This window comes from Streptomyces sp. WMMB303, from assembly GCF_029351045.1.
Lineage (GTDB): Bacteria > Actinomycetota > Actinomycetes > Streptomycetales > Streptomycetaceae > Streptomyces.
Genome location: NZ_JARKIN010000001.1, coordinates 2,298,275 through 2,313,448, shown reverse-complemented (window position 1 = coordinate 2,313,448; position 15,174 = coordinate 2,298,275). Strand labels below are relative to the sequence as shown.

The 15,174-nt window shown below is 73.3% G+C and carries 12 protein-coding genes and 1 pseudogene; 7 read left to right on the top strand and 6 right to left on the bottom strand.

All coding sequences use genetic code 11. The features are described from left to right. Window positions 1–241: 241 nt before the first annotated feature. Entirely contained in the window at window positions 242–460 is a 219-nt protein-coding gene (locus P2424_RS10460; RefSeq protein ID WP_276475492.1) for a heavy-metal-associated domain-containing protein, read from the bottom strand. A gap of 261 nt (window positions 461–721) precedes the next feature. Here P2424_RS10460 and P2424_RS30975 point away from each other — a divergent pair. Further along, window positions 722–1,126 (top strand): annotated as a pseudogene (locus tag P2424_RS30975) (VTT domain-containing protein); the annotation flags it as partial. A 291-nt stretch (window positions 1,127–1,417) separates the two neighbouring features. Here the strand turns inward: P2424_RS30975 and P2424_RS30970 are convergent. Continuing rightward, a complete protein-coding gene (locus tag P2424_RS30970) occupies window positions 1,418–1,612 on the bottom strand; it encodes a MerR family transcriptional regulator (protein WP_346660075.1) in 195 nt (64 codons plus the stop codon). Between the two features lie 143 nt (window positions 1,613–1,755). Further along, on the bottom strand, window positions 1,756–2,676 hold the full coding sequence (locus P2424_RS10450) for a sugar phosphate isomerase/epimerase (RefSeq protein WP_276475490.1): 921 nt from the start codon (window positions 2,674–2,676) through the stop codon (window positions 1,756–1,758). 242 nt (window positions 2,677–2,918) lie between these two features. On the opposite strand from P2424_RS10450, the gene iolC reads away from it, so the two are divergent. From iolC to P2424_RS10420, 6 genes are all read left to right on the top strand, one after another. Continuing rightward, a complete protein-coding gene (iolC, locus tag P2424_RS10445; RefSeq protein WP_276475489.1) occupies window positions 2,919–3,941 on the top strand; it encodes a 5-dehydro-2-deoxygluconokinase in 1,023 nt (340 codons plus the stop codon). A 97-nt stretch (window positions 3,942–4,038) separates the two neighbouring features. Continuing rightward, window positions 4,039–4,926, top strand: a complete 888-nt coding sequence (locus tag P2424_RS10440; protein ID WP_276475488.1) for a deoxyribose-phosphate aldolase — start codon at window positions 4,039–4,041, stop codon at window positions 4,924–4,926. Window positions 4,927–4,942: 16 nt separating this feature from the next. Further along, a complete protein-coding gene (gene iolB, locus P2424_RS10435) occupies window positions 4,943–5,875 on the top strand; it encodes a 5-deoxy-glucuronate isomerase (protein WP_276475487.1) in 933 nt (310 codons plus the stop codon). Next, complete coding sequence (gene iolD / locus P2424_RS10430; RefSeq protein ID WP_276475486.1) at window positions 5,872–7,767, top strand: 3D-(3,5/4)-trihydroxycyclohexane-1,2-dione acylhydrolase (decyclizing); 1,896 nt, start codon at window positions 5,872–5,874, stop codon at window positions 7,765–7,767. Before iolB ends, iolD begins: the two co-directional genes overlap by 4 nt. A 79-nt stretch (window positions 7,768–7,846) precedes the next feature. Further along, window positions 7,847–9,343, top strand: a complete 1,497-nt coding sequence (locus P2424_RS10425) for a CoA-acylating methylmalonate-semialdehyde dehydrogenase (protein WP_276475485.1) — start codon at window positions 7,847–7,849, stop codon at window positions 9,341–9,343. A gap of 171 nt (window positions 9,344–9,514) precedes the next feature. Then, entirely contained in the window at window positions 9,515–11,827 is a 2,313-nt protein-coding gene (locus tag P2424_RS10420; protein WP_276475484.1) for an FUSC family protein, read from the top strand. A gap of 28 nt (window positions 11,828–11,855) precedes the next feature. Here the strand turns inward: P2424_RS10420 and P2424_RS10415 are convergent, their stop codons facing one another. The 3 genes from P2424_RS10415 to P2424_RS10405 form a co-directional block, all read right to left on the bottom strand. Then, window positions 11,856–14,237, bottom strand: a complete 2,382-nt coding sequence (locus P2424_RS10415; RefSeq protein ID WP_276478914.1) for a SpoIIE family protein phosphatase — start codon at window positions 14,235–14,237, stop codon at window positions 11,856–11,858. 513 nt (window positions 14,238–14,750) lie between these two features. Continuing rightward, the gene (locus P2424_RS10410; protein ID WP_276475483.1) at window positions 14,751–14,948 is read right to left on the bottom strand and encodes a hypothetical protein; all 198 of its coding nucleotides are present in this window, start codon (window positions 14,946–14,948) and stop codon (window positions 14,751–14,753) included. Then, on the bottom strand, window positions 14,945–15,160 hold the full coding sequence (locus tag P2424_RS10405; protein WP_276475482.1) for a hypothetical protein: 216 nt from the start codon (window positions 15,158–15,160) through the stop codon (window positions 14,945–14,947). The genes P2424_RS10410 and P2424_RS10405 overlap by 4 nt, the downstream gene beginning before the upstream one ends. Window positions 15,161–15,174: the final 14 nt, after the last annotated feature.

Here is a 15,174-nt window from a genome sequence, read left to right as displayed (position 1 = left end):
CCCGCAGCACGGGCACCCAGAGGCGCCCGGCCAGGATCCCGTGGGGGGAATCCATGACCGGGAATCGGAAGCGCCCCGTCGACGGGCCCGTGGGGGGACCTGGTCGGCGGGGCGCTTTCTGCCGTTCGGAGTGCCGGGCTGTCCGACGGTGCGGAGCTGTCTGACGGCCGTACTGCGCCGGGCGCGCTGCGGGTCGATACTGGAGACAGGCCGATGCCCGCGAGCCGGTGCCCGGCCGTTGTCAGGCCCGGCCCACCAGCTCGTACCCGGCCTCGTCGACGGCGTCGCGCACGGCGGTGTCGTCCAGTTCGCCGGAGGAGGTGACGGCGACCTCGCCGGAGGCGGCCACGGCCCGCACTGCCGAGACGCCCTCGATCCGGGAGATCTCCTCGGAGACCGCTCCCTCGCAGTGGCCGCAGGTCATTCCGGAAACCTTGTAGGTGGTCGTGACGCTGCTCATGACCCGCTCCTCAACTCTCGGTACGCATGTCTCCTCGGGAACCCGGCGCGGGCTCCCGCACGGGCAGCGTCGGAGGGTCGGCCCTCCCGGCGGTGTCCGCGGAACAGACGATATACCCCCGCAGGGTATCCACCAAAGCGTGCTCCCGGAGCCGCTCGGGCTCCCGGCGGTCGGAGCCGCCGGGAGCCGCGTCCGGCAGGGGCACGCCCGCCGTGGGTGCTCGGCGGAAGGCAGGTGGTCGGCGTGGAGGGCGCGCTGCTGATGACGCTCGCCGTGGTGGGTCTGACGACCCTGCCGCCGCTGGTGCCCAACTCCGCGCTGATCGCGGCGGCCGGGGCGCTGGCGGCGGCGGGCCGGATCCCGCTGCCGCTGCTGCTGCTGACCGTGGCGGGCAGCGCCCTGGCCGGGGACGCGCTGATGTACGGGCTCGGGCGGCGCACCGGGGCGCGGCTCCGCCGTCGACTCTCCCGTGGCCGCCGCCGGGCCGCGCTGGAGTGGACGCAGCAGCGCGTCGGCCGGTACGGGGTGCCGTTCGTGATCGCCGTCCGCTTCCTGCCCAGCGGACGGGTCATCGGCGGGCTGGCCACCGGAGCGGTCGGCTATCCGGTACGCCGCTTCCTGCTCGGCTCCGGCCTGGCGGAACTGCTCTGGGCGGTCTACTCGGTCGGAGTCGGCTACTGGGGCGGACGGGCGCTCGCCGGGACGCTGTCCGGTGCGCTCGTCGGAATCGGCGCCTCGGCGGTGCTGGCCGGAGCCGCCGGGGTGGTGCAGCGGCTGCTGCGGCGTCGGGCCCCCGCCCGGCCGGGGCCGCACCGGCCCGAGCTCCCGCCGGGTCCGCCGCCGTCCCGTCCTGCTCCCCTGGCGGGGCCCCGGACGTCGGCCGGGGCGGCACCTGTGGTGCCGCCCCGGGGTGATGGTGCTCCGGGCGGCGCGCCCGAAGTGGCGGCCGGGGCCGCGTCAGTGGCCGCCGCGGTGCCCCGGCCTCCGGGTCACCCAGTCGCGGATGGTGTCCGCGTACCAGTACGGCCTGCCTCCTTCCACGAGGTCGGGTTGCGGTAGCAGGCCGTGTTTCCGGTAGGAGCGCACGGTGTCCGGTCGCACGCTGATGTGCGCGGCGATCTCCTTGTACGACCAGAGGGTTCGGTCGGCCATCTCTCGCACCTCCCAGGGTGACTGGTGATCACTCAGCCTGTGCCTGGTGAACGACGGAGAGTGACCCTGGGCCGGGCGCTGTGCGGCGCTGTGACACCGAACCCGTGAAACGGTGACATTGGTGACGCGGCTGTCGTCCGGTGCTATGCCCCGCAGCTGCGGAGGAATCGGCGGGTGCGTTCGGCGATGGGGAAGGGCTGGTCCGGCGGGCACGGGTACATGTCCTGCTCGACGATGGCGAACAGGTCCACGCCCAGGTTCTGGGCCGCGGTCAGGACAGGCTCCAGCTCCGGCACACCCCCGGGGGGTTCACACATCACCCCGCGGCGCACCGCGGGTCCGAAGGGGGTCTCCTCGCGGACGACGTCGGCGAGGATCTCCGGGTCCACCTGCTTGAGGTGCAGGTAGTCGATCCGCTCACCGTAGCGCTCGATCAGCTCGACGCTGTCGCCGCCGCAGTAGGCGTAGTGCCCGGTGTCCAGGCAGAGGTTGACCAGTCCGGAGTCGGTGGCGTCGAGGAAGCGGACGACATGCTCCTCGGTGTCGATGTGGGTGTCGGCGTGCGGATGCACGGCGATGCGCAGCCCGTACTTCTCGCCGACCTCCCGCGCCAGCCGTTCGGTGCCCTCGGCGAGGTGGCGCCACTGCCCGGCGGTCAGCTCGGCGGGTTCGATCAGTTCGGCCGTCCGGTCGTCGCGCCAGAAGGACGGGATCACGACGAGGTGGCCGGCTCCCATGGCGCGGGTGAGTTCGGCGACCTGGGAGACGTGGGCCCAGGTCTCGTCCCAGACGTCGGGTCCCCGGTGCAGGGAGGTGAAGACCGTGCCCGCGGAGACTCTCAGGTTGCGGGCGGTGACCTCGTCGGCCAGCCGGGCCGGATCGGTCGGCAGGTAGCCGTAGGGGCCGAGTTCGATCCAGTGGTAGCCCGCCTGCGCCACCTCGTCCAGGAAGCGCTGCCAGGGCACCTGCTGAGGGTCGTCGGGAAACCACACGCCCCAGGAGTCGGGTGCCGAGCCGACCCGGATGCGGTCGAGGGAGGGGGAGGGGGCGGAAGTGCCAGTCATGGCACAGAGCCAATCCGGTCCGCAGGAGTCAGGTCAAGAGTTTGTCAGGACAACGCTTCATCCTGCCGAAGCTGACCGGCCGTCGCGCCGGGCTTCGGTGCGCAACCCTTCCGTTCGCCTCGACGTCAATATGTAAGGACAAATTATTGACACTGGTCGGCACCGCGACGGACGATGAGCCGGGCACCTGCGCACACCGCGGGCCACCAGCCGACCGGCGAGGGAAGAGAGGCACCGGAGAGATGACCGAGCCGCAGCCGCGCGCGCCGCACGATCCGGACATGCCGCACGACGTGCTGACCATGGGCCGCATCGGGGTGGACCTCTACCCCCTCCAGACCGGCGTCCCGCTCCAGCACGTGGAGAGCTTCGGCAAGTTCCTCGGCGGCTCGGCCACCAACGTGGCCGTCGCCGCGGCGCGGCTGGGCCGCTCCGCCGCGGTCATCACCCGCACCGGCGACGACCCGTTCGGCGTCTACTGCCACGAGGCGCTGCGCGGCTTCGGCGTGGACGACCGATGGGTGACGCCCGTGGCCCAGTACCCCACCCCGGTGACGTTCTGCGAGATCTTCCCGCCGGACGACTTCCCGCTCTACTTCTACCGCCAACCCAAGGCGCCCGACCTGGAGATCCGCACCGGGGAGCTCGACCTGGCGGGTGTCACCGGCGCCGCCGTCTTCTGGGCGACCGGCACCGGGCTGTGCGCGGAGCCCAGCCGGGCCGCCACTCTCGCCGCGCTCGCCGCCCGGGCGCCCGGCCGCGACGACACGGTCGCCACCGTCCTCGACCTGGACTGGCGGCCGATGTTCTGGGGCGCGGGCGCGGCCGGCCCGCTCACCGGGGAGGAGGCGGCCGAACAGGCGCGGCCCCACTACCGGCAGGCCCTCGCGCACGCCACCGTCGCCGTCGGCAACCTCGCCGAGTGCGAGGTCGCCACCGGCGTCCGCGAGCCGCACGCCTGCGCCGAAGCGCTGCTCGCGGCGGGCGTCGAATTGGCCGTCGTCAAGCAGGGTCCGAAGGGGGTGCTGGCCGTGCACGCGGACGGCACCGCCGTCGAGGTGCCCCCGCACCCGGTGGAGGTCGTCAACGGCCTCGGTGCGGGCGACGCGTTCGGGGGCGCCCTCTGCCACGGGCTGCTCTCCGGCTGGGAGCCGCAGTACACGATGCGGTACGCCAACGCCGCCGGCGCCCTCGTCGCCTCCCGACTGGCCTGTTCCTCCGCCATGCCCGCCGCAGCCGAGGTCGAGGAGTTGCTGCGCGCCTGACGGCCACCGGGCCGCCGTCCCCGCGCGTCCCCCGGCGGCACGACGGCGAGTTGCCCCGCGCCCGTCCCGCACCCCGACGCCCGAAAGAGAGTCACCCTTGACCCCCAGCAGTGTCAGCATCTCCGAGCTGGCGGCCCTGCGGACCCGGCATCCGGAGGCCATCGCCGAGGCGGCGGCGCGCCGCAGGCGCCGGCCGCTGGTGCGGGACGGTTCCCGGCTGATGATCGTCGCCGCTGACCACCCCGCCCGCGGCGCGCTGGGCGTCGGCGGCGACGAGCTGGCCATGGCCGACCGTGCCGACCTGCTGGAGCGCCTCGTCCTGGCGCTCTCCCGGCCCGGAGTCGACGGGGTGCTGGCCTCCGCGGACATCCTGGAGGACCTGCTGCTGCTGGGCGCCCTGGAGGACAAGGTGGTGCTCGGCTCGATGAACCGCGGCGGACTGGCGGGCGCCTCCTTCGAGCTGGACGACCGCTTCACCGGGCACCGCGCCGAGGACCTGGCACGGGCCCGCTTCGACGGCGGCAAGCTGCTGTTGCGGATCGACCTCCAGGACCCCGGCTCGCTGCGCACGCTGCACTCCGCGGCCCGTGCCGTCGACGACATGGCGGCGCATCGGCTGCCGGTCTTCGTGGAGCCGTTCCTGAGCACCCGCAGCGGCGGCAGGGTGGTCAACGACCTCGGCGGCCCCGCCGTCGCCCGCTCGGTCGCCATCGCCTCCGGACTGGGCGGCACCTCCGCCTACACCTGGCTCAAACTGCCGGTCACCGACGACCCGGAGGACATGGCGTGGGTGTGCGGGGCCTCCACGCTGCCCGTCGTGCTGCTCGGCGGAGAGGTGCACGGCGACCAGGAGGGCGCCTACGAGAAGTGGCGCAAGGCCCTCAGCCTGCCGACCGTGCGCGGACTGGTCGTCGGGCGCTCCCTGCTCTATCCGGCCGGCGGCGACGTCGGCTCGGCCGTGGACACCGCCGTCGGACTGCTCTGAAAGGGGCTGCAAGGAGATGACAGACACCAGCTCGGGTTTCCATCTGCGGGCGGGCAGCGCCGCCTCGGGCCCGTACACGCTCGCCGTCAGCCCGGAGAGCGCGGAGTGGGGCTACTCGTCGCTGCGGGTGCTGGAACTGGCCCCCGGCGCCGGGCACACGTTCGCGACCGGGCCGAGCGAGTGGATCGTGCTGCCGCTCAGCGGCGGCTGCACCGTGCGGGCCGACGGGCACACCCTGGAACTGCGCGGACGGGAGAGCGTCTTCGCCGCCGTCAGCGACTTCGCCTATGTCCCGCGCGACACCGAGGTGGAGATCAGCAGCGCGGCGGGCGGCCGATTCGCGCTCACCGGGGCGCGCTGCGAGCGGCGGCTGCCGGTGCGCTACGGCGCCGCCGGGGACGTGCCCGTGGAACTGCGCGGCAGCGGCACCTGCTCGCGGCAGGTGAACAACTTCGCTGCAGCGGACGTGTTCGAGGCCGACCGGCTCATCGCCGTCGAAGTCCTCACCCCGGGCGGGAACTGGTCCTCCTACCCGCCGCACAAGCACGACGAGGAGCGGGCCGGAGCGGAGAGCGCGCTGGAGGAGATCTACTACTACGAGATCGCCCCGCACGGCTCCACCGAGGGTCTGGGCTACCAGCGGGTGTCCCCCAGCGGCCGCGGCCGGGGCACCGACGTGCTGGCCGAGGTGCGCGGCGGGGACGCGGTGCTCATCCCGGACGGCTGGCACGGGCCCTCCATGGCGGCGCCGGGTCACGACATGTACTACCTGAACGTGATGGCGGGCCCGGGGGTGGATCGCGCGTGGCATATCTGCGACCATCCAGATCACGCGTGGATTCGTGGCGCCTGGAGCGAATCGCCTATGGATCCAAGGCTTCCCCTGTATGAAGCGAAGGATTCCGCAGAATCGCGCGGTGGTACGCAGAACGAGGAGGGCGAGCGATGACGACCGTCAGGCTGACCGTCGCACAGGCCCTCGTGCGCTTCCTCGCCGCACAGCACACCGAACGCGACGGGCAGCGGCACCGGCTGATCGACGCCTGCTGGGGCATCTTCGGACACGGCAACGTCGCCGGGCTCGGCCAGGCGCTCGTGGAGAGCGGACAGGGCTGGTCCGCGAAAGAAGCGCCGCTCCCCTTCCACCAGGGCCGCAACGAACAGGCGATGGTGCACGCCGCCGTCGGCTTCGCCCGCCAGCGCAACCGCCTCTCGGCGCAGGCCGTCACCACCTCCATCGGCCCCGGGGCCACCAACCTGACCACCGGCGCCGCGCTGGCCACCGTCAACCGGCTGCCCGTCCTGCTGCTGCCCGGCGACGTCTTCGCCGGCCGCGCCCCCGACCCGGTCCTCCAGCAGCTGGAGGTGCCCTACGCGGGCGACGTCTCGGTCAACGACGTGCTGCGCCCCGTCTCCCGCTACTTCGACCGGGTGCTGCGGCCCGAGGCGCTGATCCCGGCCGCGCTCCAGGCCGTGCGGGTGCTCGCCGACCCCGCCGAGACCGGCGCCGTCACCCTCGCGCTGCCGCAGGACGTGCAGACCGAGGCGTACGACTGGCCCGAGGAGTTCTTCGCCGAGCGCGTCTGGCGGGTGCCGCGCCCGGTCCCCGAACCCGAGGCGCTCGCCGCGGCGGCCGAGGCCGTCCGCGGCGCCCGGCGGCCGCTGCTGATCGCGGGCGGCGGCGTCCACCACAGCGAGGCCGAGGACGCGCTGCGGGCCTTCGCCGATGTGACCGGCATCCCGGTGGCCGCCACCCAGGCGGGCAAGGGCTCACTGCGGCACGACCACCCCTGCGAGGTGGGCGGCGTCGGCCACACCGGCACCGCCGTCGCCGACGAGTTGGCCCGCACCGCCGACCTGGTGATCGGGGTCGGCACCCGGTACACCGACTTCACCACCGCCTCCCACACCCTCTTCCCGTCCACCGCGCGCTTCCTCAACCTCAACATCACGGCTTTCGACGGGCACAAGCTCGGTGCGACCGCCGTCGTCGCCGACGCGCGCGCCGCGCTGGAGGCGCTGACCGGCGCGCTGCGCGGGCACCGGGTCTCGCCCGACTACGAGGCCGAGTACGGGCGCGGCAGGCAGGCTTGGGAGCGCACCGTCGCGGAGGCGTTCGCACCGCACCCGTCCGACGCGCCGGCGCGGCCCTCCCAGACCCAGGTGCTCGGTGCCCTGGACTCCGTCGTCGGGGACGAGGACGTCGTCATCAACGCCGCCGGGTCGATGCCCGGGGACCTGCACAAGCTGTGGCGGGCCCGCTCCCCGCGCCAGTACCACGTCGAGTACGGCTTCTCCTGCATGGGCTACGAGATCCCCGCGGCGCTCGGCGTCCGGCTGGCGGCACCGGAGTGCCCGGTGTGGGCGCTGGTGGGCGACGGCACGTATCTGATGCTGCCCACCGAGCTCGTCACCGCGGTCCAGGAGGGCATCAACATCAACGTCGTCCTGGTGCAGAACCACGGCTACGCCTCCATCGGCGGCCTGTCCGAGCAGGCCGGCGGCGAACGCTTCGGCACCGCCTACCGGTTCCGGGACGCGGACGGCGGCTACACCGGCGCGCCGCTCCCCGTCGACCTGGCCGCCAACGCCGCCTCGCTCGGCATGGTGGTGCACCGGGCCGCCACCTGCGACGAGCTCCGCGAGGCGCTGGCCGCGGCGCGCGCGTCCGAGCGGCCCACCTGCGTCTACGTCGAGACCGACCCGGACCCGGCGGTCCCCGCCCCCGGGCCGCAGGCGTGGTGGGACGTCGCCGTCGCCGAGACCTCGCAGCGTCCGGCCGCGCGCCGGGCCCGCACGGAGTACGAACGGCAACGCGCCGACCGGAGGCGGTATCTGTGACCGTGCCTCGGCGCCGGTGCCCGCGCCGCGGCACCCGCGCCCCTGCTCCCTCATCCGCACCACGAAAGGTCCCGTCCCCATGAAGACCCTCGGCCACTGGATCGGCAACGAGTCGGTGGAGTCCGCCTCCGGCAACGTCGGCCCCGTCTACAACCCCGCCACGGGCGCGCAGCCCACCCAGGTCGCGCTCGCCTCCGTCCAGGAGGTGGACGCGGCGGTCGCCGCCGCGGCCGCGGCCTACCCCGAGTGGTCGCAGTCCTCGCTGGCCCGGCGCACCGCCTTCCTGTTCAAGTACCGCGAGCTGCTGGACGCGCGGCGCGACGAGATCGCCGCGCTGATCACGGCCGAGCACGGCAAGGTGCACTCCGACGCGCTGGGCGAGGTCGCCCGCGGCATGGAGATCCTGGAGCTGGCCTGCGGCATCCCCGAGAAGCTCAAGGGCGAGCTGTCCACCCAGGTCTCCACCCGGGTGGACGTCTCCTCCATCCGGCAGCCGGTCGGCGTGGTGGCGGGCATCACCCCGTTCAACTTCCCCGCGATGGTGCCGATGTGGATGTTCCCGCTGGCCGTCGCCTGCGGGAACACCTTCGTCCTCAAGCCCAGCGAGAAGGACCCCTCGGCCGGCTACCGGCTCGCCGAACTCGCCGCCGAGGCCGGGCTGCCCGCCGGCGTGCTCAACGTCGTCAACGGCGACAGGACGGCCGTCGACCGGCTGCTGTCCCACCCGGACGTGGCCGCCGTCTCCTTCGTCGGCTCCACCCCCATCGCCCGGCACATCCAGGCCGAGGCCACCGCCCACGGCAAGCGGGTGCAGGCCCTCGGCGGCGCCAAGAACCACATGATGGTGCTGCCCGACGCCGACCTCGACCACGCGGCGGACAACGCCATCAACGCCGCCTACGGCTCGGCCGGCGAGCGGTGCATGGCCGTCTCCGTCGTCGTCGCCGTCGGAGGCACCGGCGACGAACTGGTCGCCAAGATCGCCGAGCGGGCCGCGGCGCTGCGCATCGGCCCCGGCGACGACCCGGCCAGCGAGATGGGCCCGCTCATCACCCGCGAGCACCGCGACAAGGTCGCCTCCTACGTGGCCGGCGCCGCCGACCAGGGCGCGAAGGTCGTCGTGGACGGCACCGGCTTCCGGGTCGAGGACCACCCGGAGGGTTTCTTCCTCGGCGTCTCGCTGCTGGACGACGTCCGGCCCGGCATGGCCGCCTACGACGACGAGATCTTCGGCCCGGTGCTGTGCGTGGTGCGCGCCGAGACCTACGACGAGGGCATCGCGCTGATCAACGCCAGCAAGTGGGGCAACGGCGCCGCCGTCTTCACCCGGGACGGCGGCGCGGCCCGCCGCTTCCAACTGGAGGTGGAGGCCGGAATGGTGGGCGTCAACGTGCCCATCCCGGTCCCGGTCGGCTACCACTCCTTCGGCGGCTGGAAGCAGAGCCTCTTCGGCGACCTGCACATCTACGGCAACGACGGCGTGCAGTTCTACACCCGCGGCAAGGTCGTCACCACCCGCTGGCCCGACCCCGCCGACAGCGGTGGCATCAACCTCGGCTTCCCCAGCAACCACTGACGCCTCCCCGGTATCCCCTGCGGCCCCGGAGGCCACCTCCCGCCGTACCGACGGGAGTTCGCGGAACCGGTCCGGCCGCCGCCCGGCGGCCGGACCCGGCACCGTGCGGCGCGGCGCCCTGCCCCGTCCGGCTGCGTCACCAGCACGTTCGCCTTCGGTAGGGTCGATCGCATGCTCGGGTACTTGAAGGCCGCACCACTGCCCTGGCTCCGGGCGCTGAAGGACACCGCGCGCTCCGGACTCAGCGTGGAGCGCGCCTCGCTGACACCGCTGACCGCGGTACGCGGCGCGTGCGGTGTCGGACTGGTCGTCGGACTGGCGCTGCTGATCGGCACCCCGCAACTGGCCGTCTCCAGCGCCTTCGGCGCCTTCGCCTCCGGTATCGCCACCTTCCAGCGGAGCTGGCGGCCCCGGCCCGTACTGGCGCTGGCGGCCTCGACCGGCCTGGCCGTCTCCACCTTCCTCGGCTACCTGCTGATCGGCATGCCCTGGGCGTTCGTGCTGCTGCTGGCCCTGTGGGCCTTCCTGGCCGGGATGGCCTGGGGCATCGGCCCCACCTCCGGCGTGGTGGCCGCCTTCAACATCTCCGTGATGCTGATCACCGTCCACCTGCCCACCAGCACCCTGGGCGCGCTCAACCACGCCGCGCTCATCGCCATGGGCGGCGTGGTGCAGGCCGGACTGATCGTGCTGTTCCCCGTACGGCCCTGGGGCGCACACCGCGACACCCTCGCCGACGCGCTGGCCGCCGTCGCCGACTACGCGCGGCGGCTCCGGCACGACCCGATGGCGCCCTTCGACCCCGAACCGCTCATCCAGGCCCGCAGCGCCGCCGCCGTCACCCCGCGTCAGGCCCGCCGCAGGCCGCGCCAGTTGCACGGCTACCGGGCCATGGCCGAGCGCTTCCGCCCCGTGCTGGCCTCCCTCGCCGACCCGGTGGTCGGCGGCGCCCCGATGGTGGGGCCCGAACGGGACCGGGTACGCGAACTGCTGGCCGCCGCCGCGACCGTGCTGGACGCCTCAGCGCGCGCCATCCGGCGCGGCCAACGCGTCCGGCTGCCCGACCAGGCCCTGGACGTCCTCCAGGTGCCCAAGAGCGGCCCCGTCCTCAGCGGCCCCGCACGGCGCGCTGCCCTGCGCCTCATCGCCCTCACGGACGACGCGGTGGAAGCGGCGCAGGAGCCCGTGGAGGTCACCCGCGGCGGGGTGCTGGCCCGCGTCACCTGGCACGTGGCCGACCGCGAGGGCCGCCGCCGCGGCTTCCCCGACCAGCACCCCGAAGCGGACGCCAGCCTGGACGGCCCCTACGGCCCCGACCCGGACGAGGTGGCCGCCGAGGAGGCCGAGGCCCGGGACGCCGAGAGCACCCGCCGCAAGGCCGCCGGCGGCAAGCACACCCCCGCCGCCGGGCACGCGCTCGCCCGCCACCGCCACCTGTACATGCCCACCCTCGCCGGGCTGGTGCCGGTCGCCCTGCGCGCCCTGCGCCGCGAACTCCACTGGAAGTCGCTGATCCTGCGGCACGCGCTGCGCGTCAGCGCCGTCGTCTCGGTCGGCTTCCTGATCGGCAGAGCCCTGCCGCCCGCACACGGCTACTGGGTGCCGCTGACCGCCGTCATGGTGCTGCGGCCGGACTTCTCCCGCACCTACGAACGCGGCATCGGCCGCGCCGTGGGCACCTTCGTCGGCGTCGCCATCGCGGGCACCGTGATGGCACTGGCCGGACCCGGCCCCTACCTCAGCGCCGGGCTCGCCGTGCTCAGCGTCGGCTTCCTCTACCTGCTGCTGAGCACCGGATACGTCATCGCCTCCGTCTGCACCGGCGCCTATGTGATCTTCCTGCTCGGCATCCTGGGCACCGACTGGTACCAGACCGCCTACGAACGCGCCGGACTCACCGCGCTCGGAGGGCTGCTCGCCATGCTCAGCTACGCGCTCTTCCCCGCCTGGCACACCCCGCTGCTGCGCGACCGCCTCGCCGACTGGCTGGCCGCCACCGGCCGGTACGCCATCGCCGTGCTCGACGCCTTCGCGCAGCCCGCCGCACGCGCACCCCGCCAGGTGCGCGAAGCGCTGCTGGACACCCGGGCGGCCCGGCAGAACTGGGAGCAGACCCTCAGCCGCGCCGAGGCCGAACCCGTCCGCCACCGCGGCCGCCTCTCCCGCCGCTCCGCCGGCGACGCCCAGTCCGCACTGGTCACCATGGGCCGCGCCTGCATGCTGCTGGAGGCCCACCTCCCCGGCCCGGACGCCCGCCCCGACAGCACGGCTGCCGACTTCTCCGCGGCGGTGGCCACCGACATGTCCGCCGCCGTCACCGCCGTCCGGGAGAGCGAACCTCTGGAGTGGACGACCGTCCACGGGGCCCTGGCCCGCTGGTGGGAGGAGGCCGACCACCCGCCGCCGGTGGCCCTGCGCACGGCCGAACTCCTCACCGACGCCCTGGACGACCTCACCCAGGCGACAGCCCCGAAGAAATCCTGACGGGACCAGCTCTCGTCCGCGGACGCGCTCACCCCATGAAGGGCAGGCCCTCGTAGGCCTGTTCCGTCCAGATGGTCTTGCCCTTCGCCCGGTAGCGGCTGCCCCAGCGGGTGGCCATCTGGGCCACGAGCCAGAGACCACGGCCGCCTTCGTCGGTCTCCTCCGCTCTGCGCAACCGCGGCTGCGTGTTGCTCGCATCGGAGACCTCACAGATCAGCGCATGCGGCGCGCGGATCAGGCGCACCGAAACCGGCCCACCGCCGTACCGCACCGCGTTGGTGACCAGTTCGCTGACGATCAGTTCCGTGGTGAACGCCGTCTCGTCCAGGCCCCACGAGGCCAGTTGGCCGAGGACGTCGGAGCGGGCCTCGCCCACCGCGGCGGCCTCGGCCGGGTACTCCCACAGGACGGTGTCCCGCCTGGGGACGGCGCGAGTGCGGGCGACCAGGAGGGCGATGTCATCGGCATGGTCATCCTCCTGGTGCCCCAGCAGGTTGGCACTGATCTCCTCCAGCGGCTGGGAGGGCGGGAGAGCCCCGGAGGCGTCCGCAAGCCGCCGCATACCCGCGTCCAGGTCGTCACCGTGGTACTGCTTGAGCAGTCCGTCGGTGTAGAGAGCGAGGATGCTGCCGGGTTCCACGTCGACCGACCGTGTCTCGAAGGGCATGCCGCCCACGCCCAGGGGCGGGCCGGGCGGGACCTCGACGAGCCGTGCACTGCCGTCCGGTGCGATCAGCAGGGGAGGGGGATGTCCGGCGCTGGCCATGGTGCACCGTCGCTGGACCGGATCGTAGACGGCCACGAGGCAAGTTGCGCCGACCGTGTCCTGCTGCTCGGGGCGGGCTTCGGCCGCGAGCTGCTCGACCAGGTCGTCCACCCGGTGGAGGAGATCGTCCGGATCCAGTTCCATCGCGGCGAGGGTCTGGACGGCAGCCCGCAGCCGCCCCATCGCGGCGGTCGCGGCCAGCCCGTGCCCGATGACATCGCCCACCACCAGCGCCACCCGCAGTCCCGGCAGCGGGATCACGTCGAACCAGTCGCCGCTGATGCCGCCGCCCGACCGGGCGGGACGGTAGCTCCCGGTGGTCTCCACCGCCACGGAGTCGGTCGACCCCTGGGGGAGAAGCCGCTGTTGCAGCGTGACGGCCGCCCTGTGCTCATGCTGGAAGCGGCGCGCATTGTCCAGGGTGAGAGCGGCCCGGGAGCAGATCGCCGTCAACAGGGTCCGCTCCTCTTCGGAGAAGGGTTCGGGGTTGTCGATGCGCCACACGGCCGCATGGCCCAGGAGCAGCCCGCGCGCCCACAACGGCACCACCGCGAGGGAGTGGCCCCCGTCCGGAATGAACATCCCGGCCTGCTGCTCCCCGACCGCCTCGATCGCGCCCCGCAAGTCGGTGACGGTGGCTTCGCCGCGCTGCACCATGCGCAGATTGACATCGTCGCGGAGCGGCGGAAGCGCCGCTCCTGGCGGGAGCATGCCCTCGGGCCAGCCTCCGTCGGCGGTCGCCCCCGCGGCGCGTACGAGATGCTGGGAGCCGCCGCCGAGCAGCTTGGGCGGCTCGTCCCCGACCAGCACGGCCTCGGCCAGCTCCACCGCTGCGAAATCTCCCAGCCCCGGCACCAGCACGTCCGCGAGATCGCGAGCGGCCTGTGAGATGTCGAGTGTCGCGCTGATCCGGATGGCGGACTCGTGCAGCAGATGCAGATGACGACGTGCCCGCTCCTCCTCAGTGGTGTCCCGCCAGATGCTCAGCACACCGCTGCGGTGGCCCCGCGCGTGCTCCAGCGGGAACACCGAGTGGGCCACCGTGCGCCGCACCCCGTGCACGTACAGGTGCTGCTCCTCGTCGATCACCGGCCGTCCGGTCTCCAGCACCTGGCGCAGCAGATCCTCGAACGGTTCCGCACCGGACTCCTCCGGCCCTGCGGGCCCGGCGACGGAGACCTTCGGCATCGGAATGTCGCCGACCGGTTCGTTGACGCTGAGTACCCGCAGAGCGGCGTCGTGGACCGCCACCCCCAAGTGGTCCTGCGCCAGCAGAGCACGCAGCAGCGCCACTCCCTGCCCGCACTCGGTGGCGGACTCCGCGGGCGCTCCCAGCAGGACGAGCCCGCCGGCCTCACCCGCCGCCTCGGTCGCGTGCAGGAACACCTCCACCGCGCCCCCGCCGCCGTGCCGCAGGCGGGCTCGCACCTCTCCGCTGCGGGCCAGACCGTCGGGCGTGCACTCCGGGTGCTCACCCGGAGCGAGCAACTCGGTGGCCGGACGGCCGAGGACCTCATCCGCATCGAGCGCCAGGAGAGCCGCCGCCGCGCTCGACCAGTGCACCACTCTCCCGGCCTCGTCCAGTACGGCAGAGGCCAGGCTCGGGAGGCAGAAGCCCCAGTCACCCGCGGTGTCGGCGGGCATCGCCACATCGCCCTCCTCAGGCCCACGAGGCGGTGTCACTGTGTCTCACATCCATCCTGCAACCTGCGGTCACCGGCCGCGCGCCAGGAGACTGTCCTGGAGCCGACCGGTCGTGGGCTCACGGAGTTCCCTCGCGAGGCTGCGCAGCCGCAGCGGGGCAACTCGCGGGAGTGAAAAAGTAACACTCCGCAGTGGCCGGGAGGGCGCCCCAGAACGGGGAGGGCGTAAGGGGCTCGCGTTGCTCGCGTGGTCGATGTGGCGGAATGGTGACTTCGGAGGTCCGCCACGGCCGACCGGTTCTCCCCGGATCACACGAACGGGAGAATTCCCGGAATGCAAACGATCTCCCAGGAGTCCCTATGTCCACTCCCACGCTCGTCATCGCGGTCATCTCCATCGGCATCGTCATGGCCATCGCACTGAGCGTCTCCTGCAAGAACAAGAAGTGACCCTGCCGTACCGGGACCAGGGCGGGCTTGTCGCGCCGTGTCGTCACGTGGACCCGGCGTGCCGTCACGTGGACCCTGTGCGGACGCGGGCCCGGCGCAGCTGGTCGCCGTAACGGTAGATCATGATGGGCGGCCCGCCGGTGTCGTCCTCCTCCACCAGCACCCGGTAGATGAACGGTGCCGGGCCGGTCACCTGCACCACCGTCCCCGGCTTGCCCGTCTTCGCGTCCCGCGCCCTGTCGCCCTCGGACCACACGGTCACACGCTCCGCAGTCCGGGCCCGTCGCCCATCTCGCCCCCGCTGCCGCCGTCGCCGCTGCCGTGTTTGCGGCGCAGATGCGCTGCGAACAGCGCCTCCAGATCGGCACGCGGCTGCGGGTCCCACACCGCCCGCCTGATCATCGTGCGGAACCATGCACAGTCCTGGCAGTCCTGGCAGTCCTGGCAGTCAGGCACCTGCGGCCCGTCGTTCATGGATCGTCCTCGCG